The sequence below is a fragment of the Paractinoplanes abujensis genome (assembly GCF_014204895.1).
Taxonomy (GTDB): domain Bacteria; phylum Actinomycetota; class Actinomycetes; order Mycobacteriales; family Micromonosporaceae; genus Actinoplanes; species Actinoplanes abujensis.
Genome location: NZ_JACHMF010000001.1, coordinates 4,155,336 through 4,172,371 on the forward strand (window position 1 = coordinate 4,155,336; position 17,036 = coordinate 4,172,371).

At 70.7% G+C, this 17,036-nt stretch carries 11 protein-coding genes, 1 tRNA gene and 3 pseudogenes; 10 read left to right on the forward strand and 5 right to left on the reverse strand.

Going from position 1 to position 17,036, the window contains the following annotated elements:
- Positions 1–10 precede the first annotated feature (10 nt).
- Together BKA14_RS18480 and BKA14_RS18485 are read left to right on the forward strand one after the other, a co-directional pair.
- Positions 11–505, forward strand: coding sequence for a hypothetical protein (locus tag BKA14_RS18480; RefSeq protein WP_184952176.1), 495 nt, complete (start codon positions 11–13; stop codon positions 503–505).
- Between the two features lie 38 nt (positions 506–543).
- Positions 544–1,665: pseudogene (locus BKA14_RS18485) on the forward strand (IS3 family transposase); the annotation flags it as partial.
- On the opposite strand, the gene BKA14_RS18490 reads toward BKA14_RS18485, so the two are convergent.
- Positions 1,605–1,916: an NUDIX hydrolase gene (locus BKA14_RS18490; RefSeq protein ID WP_239093064.1), complete on the reverse strand. Its 312-nt coding sequence runs from the start codon at positions 1,914–1,916 to the stop codon at positions 1,605–1,607. The pseudogene BKA14_RS18485 and the gene BKA14_RS18490 overlap by 61 nt on opposite strands.
- 52 nt (positions 1,917–1,968) lie before the next feature.
- Between BKA14_RS18490 and BKA14_RS44100 the strand changes: the two are divergent.
- Both BKA14_RS44100 and BKA14_RS44105 read left to right on the forward strand, forming a co-directional pair.
- A pseudogene (locus tag BKA14_RS44100) lies at positions 1,969–2,181 on the forward strand (recombinase family protein); the annotation flags it as partial.
- Positions 2,182–2,665: 484 nt separating this feature from the next.
- Positions 2,666–2,974 (forward strand): hypothetical protein, encoded by a 309-nt coding sequence (locus BKA14_RS44105; protein ID WP_239093101.1) that lies wholly within the window; start codon positions 2,666–2,668, stop codon positions 2,972–2,974.
- On the opposite strand, the gene BKA14_RS18500 is transcribed toward BKA14_RS44105, so the two are convergent.
- Positions 2,939–3,023, reverse strand: a tRNA-Leu gene (locus BKA14_RS18500). The genes BKA14_RS44105 and BKA14_RS18500 overlap by 36 nt on opposite strands.
- Before the next feature lie 178 nt (positions 3,024–3,201).
- Between BKA14_RS18500 and BKA14_RS45585 the strand changes: the two are divergent.
- From BKA14_RS45585 to BKA14_RS18525, 6 genes and pseudogenes are all read left to right on the forward strand, one after another.
- A pseudogene (locus tag BKA14_RS45585) lies at positions 3,202–3,429 on the forward strand (tetratricopeptide repeat protein); the annotation flags it as partial.
- A gap of 1,197 nt (positions 3,430–4,626) precedes the next feature.
- A complete protein-coding gene (locus BKA14_RS44110) occupies positions 4,627–5,004 on the forward strand; it encodes a fibronectin type III domain-containing protein (RefSeq protein ID WP_239093062.1) in 378 nt (125 codons plus the stop codon).
- A 206-nt stretch (positions 5,005–5,210) separates the two neighbouring features.
- On the forward strand, positions 5,211–7,772 hold the full coding sequence (locus BKA14_RS18510; protein WP_184956818.1) for a fibronectin type III domain-containing protein: 2,562 nt from the start codon (positions 5,211–5,213) through the stop codon (positions 7,770–7,772).
- 23 nt (positions 7,773–7,795) lie between these two features.
- A complete protein-coding gene (locus BKA14_RS18515) occupies positions 7,796–8,785 on the forward strand; it encodes an AAA family ATPase (RefSeq protein ID WP_184952179.1) in 990 nt (329 codons plus the stop codon).
- Positions 8,786–9,054: 269 nt separating this feature from the next.
- The gene (locus BKA14_RS18520; RefSeq protein WP_239093060.1) at positions 9,055–10,155 is read left to right on the forward strand and encodes a DUF58 domain-containing protein; all 1,101 of its coding nucleotides are present in this window, start codon (positions 9,055–9,057) and stop codon (positions 10,153–10,155) included.
- Positions 10,149–12,380: a transglutaminase TgpA family protein gene (locus BKA14_RS18525; protein ID WP_184952181.1), complete on the forward strand. Its 2,232-nt coding sequence runs from the start codon at positions 10,149–10,151 to the stop codon at positions 12,378–12,380. The genes BKA14_RS18520 and BKA14_RS18525 overlap by 7 nt, the downstream gene beginning before the upstream one ends.
- Before the next feature lie 379 nt (positions 12,381–12,759).
- Here the strand turns inward: BKA14_RS18525 and BKA14_RS18530 are convergent, their stop codons facing one another.
- From BKA14_RS18530 to BKA14_RS18540, 3 genes are all read right to left on the reverse strand, one after another.
- Positions 12,760–13,197, reverse strand: coding sequence for a hypothetical protein (locus BKA14_RS18530; protein ID WP_184952182.1), 438 nt, complete (start codon positions 13,195–13,197; stop codon positions 12,760–12,762).
- Positions 13,198–13,704: 507 nt separating this feature from the next.
- On the reverse strand, positions 13,705–14,982 hold the full coding sequence (locus BKA14_RS18535; RefSeq protein WP_184952183.1) for an alpha/beta hydrolase: 1,278 nt from the start codon (positions 14,980–14,982) through the stop codon (positions 13,705–13,707).
- The gene (locus BKA14_RS18540) at positions 14,979–16,712 is read right to left on the reverse strand and encodes a phosphatidylglycerol lysyltransferase domain-containing protein (protein WP_239093059.1); all 1,734 of its coding nucleotides are present in this window, start codon (positions 16,710–16,712) and stop codon (positions 14,979–14,981) included. The genes BKA14_RS18535 and BKA14_RS18540 overlap by 4 nt, the downstream gene beginning before the upstream one ends.
- Positions 16,713–17,036: the final 324 nt, after the last annotated feature.

The following is a 17,036-nucleotide window of genomic DNA, read 5'->3' on the forward strand; positions in this document are numbered from 1 at the left end:
CCTGACATCTATGACAAGCAACGATGAGGAGGACCCGGCCGCTGTCGCTCCGCGAGCAGGAATGGTCATCAGCGTCCGTGTCCGTCAGGATGCCGTTGTTGTTGATCCTGACCGGTTCCTCGCCGCTGCCCGGCGCGCCTGGCTGGCCGATCACCCCGGCGCCGGCGCGGCGGAGGCAGCCCATGCCGTCAGTGACGCCTATGACGCCGCCGAGGCTCTGATCGGACGCTACGGAAGCTTGGCTTCTGAGCATCCCGACGTCGCCGCCACCGGCACGGCGCGACCGACCATGCATGGCGGTTTCGGCCTGCTGCCGGGTGACCGGGTAAGCGACCGCCCCGACGGTTTGTCACCGGCAGGCGCTTTGACCACGTTCGAGCTGGACGTGCCGACGCTGCAGGACTACGGCTGCTTCCTGCCCGAGGATCTTGACGTCCAGATCGGGAACCCAATGAGTGGCACCGACACCAGTGAGGGGTCTGCTGCACCGATAGGTGACATCTGAGATGGCTTGCCGTGACGGCAGGCTGGAAGGATGTTGCTGTGCCCAAGCCCTACCCTCGTGAGTTCCGCGACGACGTCGTGCGGGTAGCCCGTGAGCGCGAGCCCGGCGTAACCGTCGAGCAGATCGCCAAGGACTTCGGGGTCCACCCGATGACCTTGTTCAAATGGCTGCGTCAGGCCGGCATCGACGAAGGCGCCGAGCCCGCGGTCAGCCGTAGTGAGTTCGCCGAGCTGCGCGAGGCCCGTAAGCGGATCAAGCTACTCGAGCAGGAGAACGAGGTCCTGCGCCGAGCCGCGGCGTACCTGTCACAGGCGAACCTGCCGGGAAAAGGCTCTACCCGCTCGTGACCGAGCTGGCCGCCGACGGTATCCCTGTCGCGGTGACGTGCCGCTCGTCAGCCTTACTACCGGTGGCTTGCCCGGCCTGTCACCACCACCGAACTAGCCGAGGCCTACCGGGCGGACGCGTTGTTTGGCGCCCACCGCGACGACCCGGAGTTCGGCTACCGGTTTCTGGCCGACGAGGCCCGCGCCGCTGGGCAGCCGATGGTCGAGCGCACCGCCTGGAAGATCTGCTCTCAGATGGGCTGGTGGAGCGCGTTCAGCCGCAAACGACGGCGGGGTAAGGGCGGCAGGCCGGGCCCGCCGGTGCATGACGACCTCGTCAAGCGTGACTTCACCGCGGACGGCCCGAACCGGTTGTGACTGGCCGACATCACCGAACATCGCACCGGCGAAGGCAAGCTCTACCTGTGCGCGATCAAGGACGTGTGGTCCAACCGGATCGTGGGCTACTCCATCGACTCGCGCATGAAATCAAGGCTGGCCGTCAACGCCCTGCACAACGCCGTCGCACGACGCGGTGACGTGGCCGGCTACGTGCTGCATACCGACCGCGGGTCGCAATTTCGCAGCCGGACATTCGTCCGGGTCCTCAACCAGCACCACGTGATCGGGTCGATGGGCCGCGTCGGTGCCGCCGGCGACAACGCCGCCATGGAATCGTTTTTCGGCCTCCTGCAGAACAACGTCCTCAACCGCCGGACCTGGACCACCCGACAGGCCCTCAGGACCGCGATCGTGACCTGGATCGAACGGACCTACCACCGCCGCCGACGCCAACGATCGCTAGCCCGATTGACCCCCATCGAGTACGAGACCAGCGAGCTGATGTCGGCCGGGGGAACCCAGCGGACCTCGGTTGACTCCTCGCTGGTCGTTGGTATTCCGCCGATCGGGCGGCCGGTGAACACCACCGAGAACTCTTGCCTGGCCTCGTTGTTGCTGGTGTAGAGAATGACGCGGCGAGGGTCGGTGTAGATGCCGACCAGGCCGGTGATCTCGACGTCGATCCCAGTCTCCTCAGCGGTCTCCCGGACGGCGGTGTCCGGCAGCGACTCGCCCTGGTCCATGCCGCCACCGGGCAGGGCCCAGTTGTCGTTGTCCGAGCGGCGGATCAGCAGAATGGCGCCGGCTTACCCTCACCGGCACACGCAGGTGTGGGAGACGACCGCGGTCCGCGCAATCTTGCAGAACCCGCGCTACACCGGCCGCCAGGTATGGAACCGGGCACGCACCAATGAGGTCCTGATCGACGTCGATGACGTCGCCCTCGGTCATGAGAATCGGCACCGCTGGAACGATCCAAGCCAGTGGGCATGGTCGCGCTCGGAGTCCCACACGCCGCTGATCAGCACCGAGCACTACGAACGGGCGCAGCGAACGGTCAAGACGCGCGGTGCCATCGGCGAGGGCGGCAAGGCTCCACGGCGCAGTCGGCACCCCTACCTCTTCCGTGGCCTGCTGCGATGCGGTCTATGCGACCGCGTGATGGGAGGGCAGCGTCAACCACGGACGCATCTATTACCGGTGCAAGGCATCCCGCGACTACGTCAGCCAGCACGGCATCGCCCATCCGCCCGTCCTCTACCTCCGGCAAGAAGCGATCACGGATCCAGTCGACCGCTTCCTCAGCGAAGAGCTGGGAAACGCCAACCTCACCGAGACGCTGAGGCGGATTGCCGATGCCAGCCACCGCGCTGCGCTCGCTCAGCATCAAGAGGGCGACGAGGCGCCGAGGCTGCGCGAGACGATCAACGACTGCGACGCCAAAATCGCCCGCTACCGGAGCACCGTCGATGCCGGAGGAGACCCGACACTCTTGGCCGGCTGGATCAGCGAGACCACCGCGATCAAGAAGGCGGCGCAAACCCGACTCGGCTTCACCGAGGCACCACCCGAACGGATGAGCGAAGAGCGGATCGCCGCGATCGTCGAAGCGCTGGGCGGGCTCCTCGGCCTGCTGAGGCAAGCGGACCAGCATGACCGCGCAGAGGTCTACGCGCGGATCGGGCTCCAGATGCCGTATCGGCCAGGAACCCGAACGGTCCTGGCCGAGATTCGATCGACTGACATCGATCGTGTACCTGTGATGTGTCCGGAGGGGGACTTGAACCCCCACGCCCGATAAAGGGCACTAGCACCTCAAGCTAGCGCGTCTGCCATTCCGCCACCCGGACCTGCACTACGGCCTGAAGGTTAACCGATCGTGGTGGATCGGCGTCCCAGCGGGCCGCACAGGAGAGAACTCTACACGGCCCCTCAAGGGGGTTGCGGGGAGGGTGGGGTGGAGACATTGGGGGCATTTGGGTGCTGTGATGCGGGTGGGATGGCGGTGGTGTGGGGGTAGCGGGCAGCATGGCCTGCGTGTCTCAGCCCTCACCCCTTGGTCCCGCTCGGCAGCGAGCTCACGCCCTGGCCTCGTCGGGGGATGTCGCGGGGGCTCGGGCGCTGCTTGAGCAGGCGGTTGAGCTGGGGAAAGTTAACCTTTCCGAGGATAATCCGGACGTTCTTCGCACTGCGTACGAGCTGGGGGTGCTGCTGCAGCGGGCGGATGATCCGGCGGCGGCTCGGCGGGTTCTGGAGGATGCGTATACGGCTGGGCAGTGGCGGTTGGGGGATTCTGACGCGCTGATGCTGCAGATCTCGCACGAGATCGGGGTGGCGGCTGAGGAGCTGGGCAACCGGCATGAGGCTCGTAAGGCCTTCACGCGGGTGGCTGAGCTGGGGCCGGCGACTCTGGGGGACGGGCATCCGGCGGTGGTCAAGGCGCGGGCTTATCTGGGGCCTGATCAAGAGCCTTCCCCTGTACGAGGTGAGCCCGGGCCGCCGGCGCCGCTCCGGTTCAGTGCCGCGGCGCAGCGGGAGACGCCGAGATCCGATACAGCGCCACCGCAGCCGCAGACGCCCAGCTTCCATTCAGCCGTGCCGCGGTCGCAGGCACCCACCTTCAACCCGGCCCCACCGCAGCCACAGGCACCCACGTTCAACCCCGCCCCGGCGCAGCCACAGGCACCCACCTTCAGCCCGGCCCCGGCGCAGCCGCCCGCCTTCGACCCGGCCCCGGCACAGCCGCAGACGCCTACGTTCGATTCGGCTCCGCCCCATTCGCAGGCGCCCGCCTTCAGCGCAGCACCACCTCAACCACCGGCAGCCGCGGTGAATCCGCCGCCGCCTCGACCTCAAGAGGCGCCGACCAGCGTTTCCGGGGCTATGGGGCCTGAGGCGCGGCCGTCGACGGTGCAGCCGCCGACTTCGGCGAATCAGCTGGTCCGGGCCGAATCGGCTACGCGGCCGGCGTCGGGGGTGCCTGCGCCGCGCCCGGTGGACGGGCCGACGGTCGCCCAGCCGACGATCACGCCAGGGCCGGCCCCGCACGAGCGGCCGTGGGCGGATGCGCCGCAGCAGGCGCCGGCGCAGAGCACGCAACCATGGGTGGGTGCGCCGCACCAGGCCCCTACGGAGAGCACCCAACCGTGGACGGGTGCACCGCACCAAGCCCCCGTGGAGAGCACGCAACCGTGGACGAATGCGCCGCATCAGCTTCCCGTGGGGGGCGCGCAGCCGTGGACGGGTGCGTCGCAGCAGGCGCCGGTGGAGAGCGCCCAGCCGTGGCCGGGTGGACCCCAGCCGTACGGGGGGTCGGCGGGCGGCGCGCCGGGTTTTCCGGGGAACGCGCCGACCAGCGGGCAAGTGTTCGCGCCTGCGTACCCGGGCGGCCCCCCGCCGTACGGGGAGAAGGGTCGTAAGGGGTTGGGGGTTTTTGCGGCCATTGCTGCGGTTATGGCGGCCGTGATCGCGGTGGCGGCGCTGGTTTTTGTGCTGGCTAATCGGTCGAGTGACGGGTCTGACAGCGGCGATGTGCCAACTCTGGCGGGGTCGCCGCCGAGCGAGGTGACCTTGGACGATAGGGGCACAACGGTCGCGGTCACGTGGGCCGATCCGACCGGCGGGACCGTGCCGTTCATGGTCATCATGGGCAGGCCGGGGCAGGAGCTGAAGCCGGCGGGGACGCTCGTGCCAGGCAAAACGTCGTTCGAGATGGATGGGTTGAACGCGAATCTGAACTACTGCTTCGCCGTGGTGGCGGTCTACAGCGGTAACAAGTTCGCGACCTCGCCGCAGGCGTGCACGAGCCGGGCGTCGGCTACTCCGAGATAGATCACGGCCACTCTGCGCTAGCTTGATCACTGATGGTGATCGGGGTTATCCACAACGGGTAGAACCACCCATCTGCATCCCCCTATGATGGCCTGCGTTCTGGATTCCGGTGGCCGTCCGACGGGGAGGAAGCGGCAGTGACCAGCGCAGACGGGGTGACATTGGACCGGCCGAAACGCCGTTGGCGGCGCGGCTATCTGGTCACGATGGGCACCGTGCTCAGTCTTGCGGGTGGTCTCGGGCTGACCGTGTTCGGGCTGGGTTCGGCCGATCAGGCGGTGGCCAGTTTCGACGCCGCCTCGTGGGTGTGGTCGAAGGCCAAGGGTGAGGTGGCGCGCATCAACGGCGTCACCGCCAAGGTGGACACGCGGGTCGACGTGCCCAAGGCGCGCGGGCACGAGGTGCAGATCGTTCAGAACGACAAGTTTGTGATCATGCGCGATGTCACCACGGGCGCGATCGGGTCGATGAACCTCACCACGCTGCAGGAGTACTGGGCGGCCTCGTCCACCTCGGGCATCGGGGTGCGGGTGGCGCTGCACGAGGACTCCGTTTTCGTGATCGACGCCGTGCAGGGTTCGGTGCAGCAGCTCGACCCGCGCACGCTGGGGCCGGTCGGCAACCCGCTGCGGTTCCCGCCGGGCATCGCGGGTGGCGTGTTCGACGGCGAGGGCAAGCTGTGGATCGCCTCGCCGACCGAGGGCACCGTCAGCGCGGTCACCCCGGCCACGATCGCGTCGGCCGCGACGGACCAGACCGCGAGCACACCCCAGCGCGTCCGGACGGAGTCGGTGGCCCCGGCGGCGCACGACCTCACGCTTTCCACGCTGGACGACGGTGTGGCGGTGCTCAACCGTACGAACAATGCCCTGGCCGTCGTGAAGGGCAGCGAACCCGGCTTCGCCAACACGACGCTGCCGCTGGCCGGCCCGGGCACGCTGGCGCCGCGTACGGACGGCAAGCAGGTGCCGGTGACCGTGCCCGACTCGCGTCACGTCTACATCGTGGGCGACCGGCGGGTGGCGGCCGACTTCCAGGTGCCCGGTGACGGCGAGGGGCTGCAGCCCGCGGTGGCCTGGCAGGGCTACTTCTACGTGGCCGACGACTCGGGCCAGGTGCACGTGTTCAACTCGGCCGGGCAGCGCCAGAAAGACATCAGCTTCCCCAACCCGGGCGGCAAGCTGGAGCTCGAGGTTCGCGAAGGTTACCTGTTCATCAACGCGCCCGGCAGCTCGATCGCGCGGGTCGTGGACGCGTCGCACGCGGTGCGCACGGTCGACAAGTACGCCGGGGACGTGCTGGGCAGCGACCGCCCGCCGGTGCCGCCGCAGGCTCCCCCGCCGCCGCCCAAGCCGAAGAAGCCGGTGGTCAGCAAGCCCAGCGCGCCGCGTAACGTGCGGGCCGCCGCGGGCAACGCCGAGGCGCGGGTGACCTGGCAGGCCGCGCAGGACAACAACGCCGTGATCACCCGTTACGTCGTGGTCGGGGCCGGGCGTACGTTCCAGGTGGGCGCCGACCAGCGCGCGCTGACCGTGACGGGGCTGGTCAACGGGCAGACGTATCAGTTTGCGGTGAGCGCGGTCAACAAAAAGGGTCAAGGTCCCTCCCGGACGAGTAACGCCGTGAAACCGACGTCCGAGGTGCCCGACGCCCCGGCCGCGGTGACCGCGGAGGCCAAGCCGGACGGCACGGTCGTGGTGAGCTGGCCCCCGGCCAACGGCCAGGGACTGGAGATCCGGCGGTACACGGTGACCGCGATCAGCGAGGGCGGCAGCGCGCCGATCGGTGACTCCGCCGAGGCGTCCCTGACGATCAAGGACGGCCAGCTGGAGTACGGCAAGCAGTACGCGTTCACCGTCGTGTCGGTCAACGAGCGCGGCGCGGGCTCCAAGGCGTCACCGGTCAGCGGCAGCGTCGTGCCGTTCACCAAGCCGGGCGCGCCCGAGGGCACCGACGCGGCGACCGCGGGCGACCAGGCCGGCTCGATCCAGGTGGCGTGGCAGCCGGCGGCCGACAACGGGCGGCCGATCACCAAGTACGTGGTCAGCGGCGGCGGCAAGAGTCTGGACGTCACCGACGGCACAGCGGCCACACTGACCGGCTTCGACGCCGGCGCCACGGTCGCGGTCGAGGTGCGCGCGGTCAACGAGGCCGGCGAGGGCGAACCGGGCACGGCCACCGCCAAGACGGTCGCGCTGCCCCGGATCACCGGCACCGGTGTGGACGCCACGTTCAACACGGCCACGGTCAAGTTCAGCGTGGACGCGGGCGGCGGCACGGCCAGCTGCTCGGTAGCCTCCTCGGGCGGCGGCGGCAGCGCGTCCGGCAACTGTTCCAGCCTCAAGGTGACGGGCCTCAAGCCCAGCACGGCGTACACGTTCACCATCACCGCCAAGAACGCGGCGGGCACGGTCACCGCACAGTCCAAGGGCACCACCGACAACCTGTACGGCATCGCGACCTGCAAGAACGGCCAGAACGGCGAGACCGCGACCTACTGCGACAAGGACGTCAGCGGCCGCAACGGCAACGAGATCTTCAGCGTCACCCGGCAGGACGACGACAAACAGGTCGGCTGGGCCAAACCGGGCACGCGCCTGCAGGCGTACTGCAAGAAGAGCGGCGAGTCGATCTACGCCTACATCTACAACAACGAGAAGCGCAGCACCTGGTGGATCCAGGTCAACTACAGCGGCAAGAACTACATCCCGTGGGCGTGGCTCAACCTCGAAGGCGGGGATGACCTGAACGACCTGCCGACCTGCTAGCGCTCCATGGTGAGGTACCAACAGTGACGGAACAACTGCCGCCGCAGCACATCCACGGGTTCGCCGAGGTGGCGGCCGCGCTCGCCGACCGGGTGGGTGCGGTCGTGCTGGGCAAACCCGAGGTGGTGCGCCTGGCCCTGACCGCCCTGTTCGCCCAGGGTCACGTGCTGCTCGAAGACGTGCCCGGCGTCGGCAAGACCACCCTGGCCCGCGCGCTGGCCGCCTCGATCAAGGGGCAGTGGCGGCGCATCCAGTTCACCCCCGACCTGCTGCCCTCCGACGTGTCCGGTGTGACGATCTTCAACCAGGCCAGCCGTGGGTTCGAGTTCCACCCCGGGCCGGTATTCGCCAACATCGTCATCGCCGACGAGATCAACCGGGCCTCCCCCAAGACCCAGTCGGCGCTGCTGGAGGTGATGGAGGAACGCCGGGTCACCGTGGACGGCGTGCCGCACCCGGTGCCGCAGCCATTCCTGGTGGTGGCCACGCAGAACCCGGTCGAGATGGACGGCACGTACCGGCTGCCCGAGGCCCAGCTCGACCGCTTCCTGGTGAAGCTGTCGGTGGGCTACCCCAGCGAGGACGTCGAGGTCGAGGTGCTGCGCGGGGCGGCGCTGCGCTCCCCCGACACGCTCGAACCGGTGACCGACACGACCATCGTCGGCGAGATGGTGCGGATGGCCACGCGGGTGCATGTGGCCGACCCGCTTTACACGTACGCGGTGCGCCTCGCGGCGGCGACCCGCAACCACCCGCAGGTACGCGTGGGGGTCAGCCCGCGTGGGGTGATCGCGCTGACCCGGGCGGCCTGCGCGTACGCGCTGATCAACGGGCGCGGGTATGTGCTGCCGGAAGACTTCAAGACGCTGCTGGAGCCGGTGTTCGCCCACCGCGTGCTGCTGTCGGCCGACGCCCAGCTGCGCGGGGTGACCGCGGCCGAGGTGCTCGGCGACGCGGTGCGCTCGGTGCCGGTGCCGCTGCCCGACACCAACCGCGTCACGGCCGGGGCGTGAGCACTCCCCCGCCTGCCGGAGAGCCGCCGCTGCCGGTCGGCAGCGCTCCGCCGACCGGCGGCCCCTCCACCCGGGCCGCTCACGACGCAGCGACCAGCGGCAGGCCATCCGCCCCGGCCGCAGAGACGGCGGGAGCCGGTTCGAGCGGTGAGCCGCGACCCGCTGTCCCTACTCCCCTGACGCGGAACGCCGTCGGGGCGCGGGCGAGTGGTGGACTGCAGAGGTGGCGGCGCACGACCGGGGTGACCGCGCGTGGTTACGGCGTCATTGTGGCTGCGGTGGGGCTGCTGGCGGCGGGGTTCCGGTACGGGTATCCCGATCTGGCGCTGCTGGGGGCGGCGGCCGGGATCGCGCTCCTCTGCGCTGTGGGGTTTGCGTTCTGGCGGCCGCGGCTCGGGGTGGAGCGGGTGGCTGAGCCCGACCGGGTGGCGCGGGGTGAGGCTGCGCAGATGACATTGACTGTGCGCAACACCAGCCGGGTGCGGGCGGCCAATCTGGTGGCCTCGGATCGGTGTGGCAGTCAGTCGGTGCCGGTGCCTTTGTTGCGGCTGCGGCCGGGCCGGGACACCACGGCGAACTATCCGGTGCCGACCAGCCGGCGCGGCGTGGTGAAGATCGGGCCGCTGCGGGTGACGCGGGGGGACCCGCTCGGGCTGATCACCCTGGCTCGGACGTACGGAGGGCTCGCGGAAGTGTGGGTCCACCCGCGCATCCACTTGCTGCGGGCGGTGCCGGCGGGGATGGCGCGCAGCCTCGACGGGCGCATCGACAAGGTGCCGCACGGGACGATCACGTTCGACTCGCTGCGCGAATATGTGGTCGGGGACGAGTTGCGGCGGGTGCACTGGCGGTCCAGCGCCAAGGTGGGCGAGCTGATGGTGCGTGAGCAGCTCGACACGTCCGAGCCGACGATGGTGGTGCTGCTCGACGACCGGGCTTCGGCGCATCCGGAGGTGCGGGACGGCACAGCCGAGTCGTTCGAGTCGGCGTGTGAGGCTGCGGCGTCGATCGTGGCGGCGGCCGTACGGGAGGACATCCCGGTCAGCCTGCACCTGGTGACCAGTGTGGCGTCGGGGCCGTACCTCGACGTGCTGACCCAGGCCGCCCTGTCCCCCGGTGATCTGGCGGCGACCCTTCGGCGCGTACGGGCTCAGCGCCTCGGCGACACGCTGGTGTTCCTCACCGGGCCGGGTGGACGCGACGACCTCGGCGCGGTGAGCGCGTTGCGCGGGCCGTACCCGGTGGTGATGGCGGGGCTGCTCGGCGATCGGGACGGCGCCCCGGTGTCCGGCGGCGACGGGCTGATCGTCGTCGAAGCCGCCGACGGCTCCGAGTTCGCGGCCGCCTGGGACGGTGTGCGCGGATGGTGAAGTGGGTTCGCGCGGCTGTCGTGGCGGTGGCGCTGGCCGGGATGATCGCGCTGTCCGGGGTGGTGCTGGGGCGGATCTTCGCCGGGTCGCTGCTGCTGCAGCTGATGACGGGGGCCGCGGCCGGGTCGGTGGGGCTGAGCCTCGCCTGCCGGCGGGTGCCGAACTGGGTGGTGGCGCCGCTGTCGGCCGTGCTCATGGCAGGGTATGCGGTGCTGGCGCTGCGGCTGGCGGCTAGCCAGGCCGACATCACCGATCCGCTGGCCGACATCGTGCGGGACAGTGTGCGCAACGGGATCCCGCGGCTGCTGACGGCGATGATTCCGGTCGAGCCGACACCCGACACCGTGGTCGTGCCGGTGATCGCGGCCTGGCTGGCGGGGCTGGCGGGAGCCGAGATCGCCGTACGGGCGGGGCGGGTGCTGCTCGGGCTGCTGCCGGTGGCGGCCCTCTACGGGGGCGCGCTGTATGTGGTGGGGCCCAACGCGGACAGCGCGGGCACGCCGACGCTGATCTTCGCGGCGTTGAGCGTGGTGGCGCTGGCGGTCAGCGCGCGGCCGGCTCAGCGCGCCGAGGTCACAGGTGAGGTGGCCAGAGCCGTACGGGGAAGGGCTTTGGCCGGGGCCGCGGCGGGGCTGGTGGCTCTGCTGGCGCTGATCGTCGCGGTGGGTCCGATGGTGGGCGGGCGGGTCGGGGCGACGCCGGTGGATCCGCGGCAGTATGTGGAGCCGCCGCAGGTGGACAGCTTGGACGAGAGCCCGCTGAACCGGATCTCGGGGTGGGCGCTGACGCCGAAGGAGCCGCTGCTGAAAGTGTCGCGGGCGTCGGCTTCGCCGGGCAAAAGGCTGCGGTTGCGACTGGCCGTGCTGCCGGATTACGACGGGGTGACCTGGCGGGTCGGGGCGACGTATCGCAATGCGGGCCGGGTGTTGCCGGCGCAGCCGAAACTGCCGGACACGGCGGTGACCGAGGTGCGCCAGGACGTGGTGATCGACGGGTTGACCGGGCGGTTGCTGCCGGTCGTGCCCACGCCCACCGGCGTACAGGGGGCTCGGGTCGCTTTTGACGCCACGACGGGGACGATGATCCGGCCGGAAGGGCTGCAGGCGGGGCTGCGGTATTCGGTGACGTCGCAGCTGCAGACGCCCGATCTGAACCTGCTGCCGACCGCGGATTCGCCGTCGGGGGATGCGGTGGCGCGGTATCTGGCCGTGGCGACCGACGTTCCGGAGGGCGTTCAGCGGCTGGCCGATCAGCTCGCGGACGGCAACGGGGCGGCGTTCGACCGGGCGACGGCCATTGAGGAGTTCCTGGCCGAGCATTATCGGAAAGTGGCCGACGCACCGAGCGGGCACGCGTACCCGAATCTGAACTTTTTTCTGTTCGGGCCGCGGGAGCAGGGCGGGCAGGTGGGCACGAGCGAGCAGTTCGCGGCGTCGTTCGCGCTGCTGGCCCGGCTGACCGGGTTGCCGAGCCGGGTGGTGGTGGGGTTCGACGCGCCGGCCGCCGGTGGGGTCGTGACGGCGGCGAGCGCGCTGGCCTGGCCGGAAGTCTTGTTCGACGGGCTGGGCTGGGTGGCCTTCGACCCGCTGCCCAAGAGCAGGACCCCGCGGCCGGTCGAGGAGGACTTCACACCGAAGCCGTCGAAACCGCCCACACCGCCGTCGGAGCCACCCGCGCCGTCGAGCACGCCGTCGTCGTCAGGGCCACCCGCGGTGCCGGCGGTGAAGCAGGACGGTGGGCCGTCGGCTGCGGTGGTGGCGGGAGGTGCGTCGGGATCGGTGCTGCTGATGCTGGTCGCGGCGGCGGGCACGATCGTGCTGATGCGGCGTTCGCTGCGCAGGCGGCGGCTGACCGCGGGCAGCCCGGACGAGCGGATCACCGGGGCGTGGTCGGAGTTCCGTGACGCGTTGCGGCTGGCGGGGCAGCCCGTGCCGCGGCACCTGGCGGCGAGCGAGGCGGCGGCGTACGCGCAAAAACCGCAACCACCGCAGAAGCGGTTGCGCAAGGCCGTGCCGGAGCCCGCCGCAGGCGAGGACATGCCGCCGCTGGACGAGCTGGTGGCGGGGATCAACACGGTCGGTTTCGCGCCGGGCGCGGCCGACGACGGGCAGGCGGCCAGAGCCGGAGACCAGGCGATCGCGTACGCCGAGGAGTTGCGCGGGCGTCGCAGCTGGTGGCGGCGGCTGCTGTGGAGCGTGCATCCCGGACCGTTGCGCTGGCGATGAGTGGCGATATCTGCCCACGAGCCGGATAGGCCGAAAGGACGAAATGCCGTTTGCCTGCTCGGGCCGCATATTCGACGGGCGGTTACGTGGCGATCTTCTGCGTCGTTGTCTCCAGTGTCGCCTCAGGAATGCGCGGGCCCGGAATTCCGCTGAGTGGCAACACTGTTCATCGGCATTTGTGATCGGAGGTCTTCCGTGCTCAAAGCTCCCGCCGTCGGCGCCTCGCAGCATCAAGACGACCACCAGCACGCTGACGATGGATTCGACCGAAGGCCACATCGACACCGTTTACCACGTCACCTGGAAACGGTGCTGACGCCCGGCGGGCGGGCCCCGCTCATCCGAGCGGGGCCCGCCTCACCGACTGCGTGCCGCAGGGTCAGCGAATCGCCGTGATGAACGGGAAACGCCCGCGGTCGCGGGTGAACCAGCCGTTGTTCCAGTCGCCACCGTGCCAGCTGTTGTACCAGCCGCCGTACCAGTTGTCGTTGTTCCAGCGGCCGTTCCAGTCGTTCTCCGAGACCTCGAGCACCCAGGCGCCCCGGTTGAAGCCGTACCGGACGCGGTAGCAGTCGTAGTCGTCCCAGCGGTCGCGGAACTCGCCGATCCGGCCGACCCGCTCGCAGGCCCGCAGGGTGCGGAAGTAGCCGACGACCTCGTCGTTGCGCCAGCCGACCCGCGCCGTCGCCGAGCTCTTCTTCGTGCCGGCCTGAGCGGAGCTGTCCGCCGCCTGCGCGGGGCTCGCCCCGGCGGCCACAGCGGTGCTGAGGCCGGCCGCGATGACCGCGGTGGCGAGGAGACGCGAAATACGGTTCATGGTTTTTCCTTTCTCGTTTGCACTTCCGATGGGGAGATTCCCCAAAAACTGCCGACTGACGCTTCCGGCCGACGTTTCAGCCCTTCGTGTTTCCGTTACGAAAACCGCGACGGAAGCAATCCGGAATGTCGGCGGGATGAATGCCCGGGCACAACCGGATCCATGATGAGCGAATTGCCGAAGCCGGTCAGGAATACCGTTGCCGTCGATATGGGGCCGCCGCCGTGGAGCCCATTGAAACGGCGCGGAGTGCCTTGACCATAGCTTCCCTTCGCTCAGGAGAATGCCGTCGTGCTGCGGATCAGCCCGCGACGCGAACCGTCGCGACCGGAGCGCCTTGATCAACTTAGCAATCCGGACATATCGCCCAAATCGTCCGTTCGGTTGAGGCCCGAAAGGGTGACGCCCCGCCCGCCGGTCGGATCGGCTGACCGGGGGTGCGGGGCGGCGCTCGAGGATTGCGGCGTTACCGGCGCAGAACTCCGCTCGGTCGGCCCGGGTTGGTTGTCATCGGGTGGGTCCGGCCGCCGTCACATCGGCGGCGGTCAGCCGGTCGGCGAGCCAGGCGAACGCCGGGCCCTCCATGCGCCGCCACAGTGCCATGCTGTGGCCGCCGTGCGGCAGTTCGACCGCGGTGAGCGCGATCGGGGGCCGGGCCGCGCGCACGACCGCGCGCGAACCGTCGCGGGACTGGGTGTCGTCGGCGGCCCACGTGACGTACATCGAGATGCGCGGCGCCGGCCGGTGAGTGAGCCTCCAGGCGACGTTGTTGGTGGTCTTCTCGCTGCCGTCGCCGACGGTGATGCCCGGACCGGCGTCGCCGGACAGCGAGGCGGCCGCGGCGTACCGGTCGGGGTGACGCAGGGCGAGGTTCATCGCGCAGAAACCGCCGGCCGAGTAGCCGATCAGGCCCCACCCGCCGCGGTCGGTGCGCACACGCAGGTTCGCGGTCGCCCAGGCGGCCACGTCGGCGGTCAGGAAGGTCTCGGTGCGCGGGCCGCCGACCAGGTCGGTGCACTCGGTGTCGAGCAGGCGGCGCGGCGTCTGGCTGGGGAAGAGCACCACGGTCGGGGCCATCCGGCCCGAGGCGATCTCCCGGTCGAGCGTGTGCACCACGTCGAGCCGCCGGATCCAGACGGTCGGCGATCCGGGGTAGCCGTGGAACGCCTCGACGACCGGGAACCGCCGGTTCGCAGCGCCGGGCGTGTCGTAGGCGGCGGGCAGGTAGACGCCCATGGTTAGGTGCAGGCCGCTGGCCGGCCCGGGCACGACGACCGAGAGCAGGCGGCCGCCACCGGGCGCGGGCGGGCCGGCGGACAGCGGGGCGGGGCGCCCGGCCAGCGCCGACCACGACTCGTACGTGGTGGTGAGCCGGTTGGCCTGCAGGGCGCTCACGGCCACCGAGGTCACGACGACGAGCAGAACAAGCGCCGTACGGCCGGTCCGCCGCCGCCCGTCCCACCAGTGCGCCAGCGCGTACGCCGAGACCAACACCGTCACGGCCGCCAGCGCGACGGTGACGCCGGAGTCGATGCTCAGCGCGGGCCCGCCCGCGCGCCCCGCGTCGGCCGCCAGATCGCCCCACGACGGGTAGAAGGTCTGCACGCGGTTGTCGACGAGCCCGATCGTGACGACGATGAGCAGGTCGGCCAGCAGCAGTCCCACCGTACGGGTGATCAACCGGCGACGGCGGCCCCCGCGGGACCAGAACCGGACGGTGGCCGCCGACACCGTGACCGCGGCCGCACCGGTCAGCAGGATCAGCGGCAGGCTGATCAGGCTCATGGGCCCGGCTTGCGGGCACCCCGGCGACCGGCCGGCAGGAACGCCTCGGCGCTGAGCGCGGCCACGGCGATGCGCGACAGGTCACGGGCGGACGGGAAGCACAGGAAACGCGGCTGCCAGCTCGGCTGGTACTTGGCGTTGGCCCGGTAGAGCGACTCGATCTGCCACAGCCGGGAGCCCGCCCGCAGCACCCGCGCCCACACCCGGGTGACCGGGCCGGCTCCGAGCTGCTCGGCCCGGGCGAACACCGAGCGCAGCACCGCGAAGTTCAGCGAGATGCGCTGCACCCCGAACGCCGGGGCGGCCTCGACCGCGCTCACGACCATGAGTTCCATCAGGCCGTTGTCGGCGGCCCGGTCGGCCCGCATGAGGTCGAGCGACAGGCCGGCACCGCCCCACGGCACGAACTGCAGCAGCCCGCGCAGCCGGCCGTCGGTGTCGCGGCACAGCACCAGCAGGCAGTCGCCGTCGGCCGGATCGCCGAACCGCGACAACGCCATCGAGAAGCCTCGTTCCACCCCGCCCTGCCGGAACGCCACCGCGCAGTGCCGCGCCTGTTCGAGGCCGGCCTCGTCGAGGTCGCGCTGCCGCACCACCTCGCAGGTGTACCCGGCCCGGCGGGCCCGGCCGACGGCCTGGCGCACATTGCGCATCGGGCGGCCGTCCAGCGAGAACCCGGGCACGTCGATGATCGCCTCGTCGCCCAGTTCGATGGCGTCGAGACCGAACCGCCGGTACGCCGTGCCGCCGGCCGTGTCGCAAGCCAGGACCGCCGGGGTCCAGCCGTGCTGGGCGCAGTCGGCCAGCCACGCGGCGATCGCGTCCGGCCAGGCCGACGGGGCACCCAGCGGGTTGCCCGAGGCCAGGCTCACGCCGTTGATCACGCGGTAGGCCACGGCCGCCTTGCGCGACGGCGCCCAGATGATCAGCTTGTCGGAGCGCAGCGCGAAGTAACCCAGCGAGTCGCCGTCGCCTCGCCGCCCGAGCAGCTCACGCACCTCGGCCTCGTCACCGTCGGCCCACCCGGGGCACCGGGTGCCCGGCCGCAGCAGCACCACGGCGCCCACGGCGAACCCCAGCAGCCCGAAGGTGCCGGTGGTGACGGCCACCGCGGTGCCGGTGACCGCGTGCTGGAAGTGCAGCGGGCCGGTGACGCCGACCATGCCCAGGACGACGTGCTGAGCCCACCGGAGGGGACCGGCGTCGCCGGTGAGCTGCCCGGCGCGCAGCGCCACCTCGACGAACCCGAGCACGAACCCGGCGGCCAGGAACCCGGCGCAGACCCCCAGCGCCCGCCACCGGTTGCGCGCGTCGCCGCGGGCGTGGAAACGGTCCCGTTCGATCAGCAGCACACCGAGCACGCCGGCCGCGACCAGGGCCGGCGCCACCGTGGCCTTGGCCAGGTGCAGCACCACGCTGAGCGCGCACAGCGCCGTGGTGAGCTGCCACGCGCGGCGCTTGCCCCGCCGCAGCCCGGCGCCCAGGTAGAGCAGCAGCAACCCGACGACACCGGTGGCGGCCCGCGCGGTCAGCATGCCGGTGGTCGGCATGACATGCGCCAGCGCCGCCATGCGGTGGTGCCAGCCGGGCAGGACCGCGGTCACCGCGTCGAACGCGCCCACCACCTGGACGACGCGAGCCACACCGATCCGCGACGGCGGCGGCCGCCACGACGGCCGCTGCGGGGCGTGCTGCTCCCGCTTGTCCACCATCACCGCGCTGTCTGCCATAACGTCGGCCACCTTCATCCGTCCGGAGTCGGGACAGCTTCTCCCGGCCCGGCCCGGCGTCGCGTCGGCCCAGGGTAGAGATCGCGGGCAAGACCCCTACGACTTTCGGCCTATCAGGTCCGGACCGGCCGTCGCGTGGTACGCCGCCGACCGGTTCGCGAACGGGGCCGTCCGATCGGCCGAGGGGGCGCTCCACCAGTCGGGCCGAATGACAGCTCAGCCCGCGCTCGGCACCGTTCGATCCTTCGGCAAACCCGGCGAAACGAGGTGTCCGATATGTACGTTACGTCGGCACGTTCTCCACTGAACCTCGAAAGGGAAACC

Bases quoted from the DNA above. Each gene is read 5' to 3' on its own strand.
- BKA14_RS18480 (WP_184952176.1), top strand. From the start codon at position 11: ATGACAAGCAACGATGAGGAGGACCCGGCCGCTGTCGCTCCGCGAGCA.
- BKA14_RS18490 (WP_239093064.1), bottom strand. From the start codon at position 1,916: ATGGACCAGGGCGAGTCGCTGCCGGACACCGCCGTCCGGGAGACCGCT.
- BKA14_RS44110 (WP_239093062.1), top strand. From the start codon at position 4,627: ATGGCGGCCGTGATCGCGGTGGCGGCGCTGGTTTTTGTGCTGGCTAAT.
- BKA14_RS18510 (WP_184956818.1), top strand. From the start codon at position 5,211: ATGGGCACCGTGCTCAGTCTTGCGGGTGGTCTCGGGCTGACCGTGTTC.
- BKA14_RS18525 (WP_184952181.1), top strand. From the start codon at position 10,149: ATGGTGAAGTGGGTTCGCGCGGCTGTCGTGGCGGTGGCGCTGGCCGGG.
- BKA14_RS18530 (WP_184952182.1), bottom strand. From the start codon at position 13,197: ATGAACCGTATTTCGCGTCTCCTCGCCACCGCGGTCATCGCGGCCGGC.
- BKA14_RS18535 (WP_184952183.1), bottom strand. From the start codon at position 14,982: ATGAGCCTGATCAGCCTGCCGCTGATCCTGCTGACCGGTGCGGCCGCG.
- BKA14_RS18540 (WP_239093059.1), bottom strand. From the start codon at position 16,712: ATGGCAGACAGCGCGGTGATGGTGGACAAGCGGGAGCAGCACGCCCCG.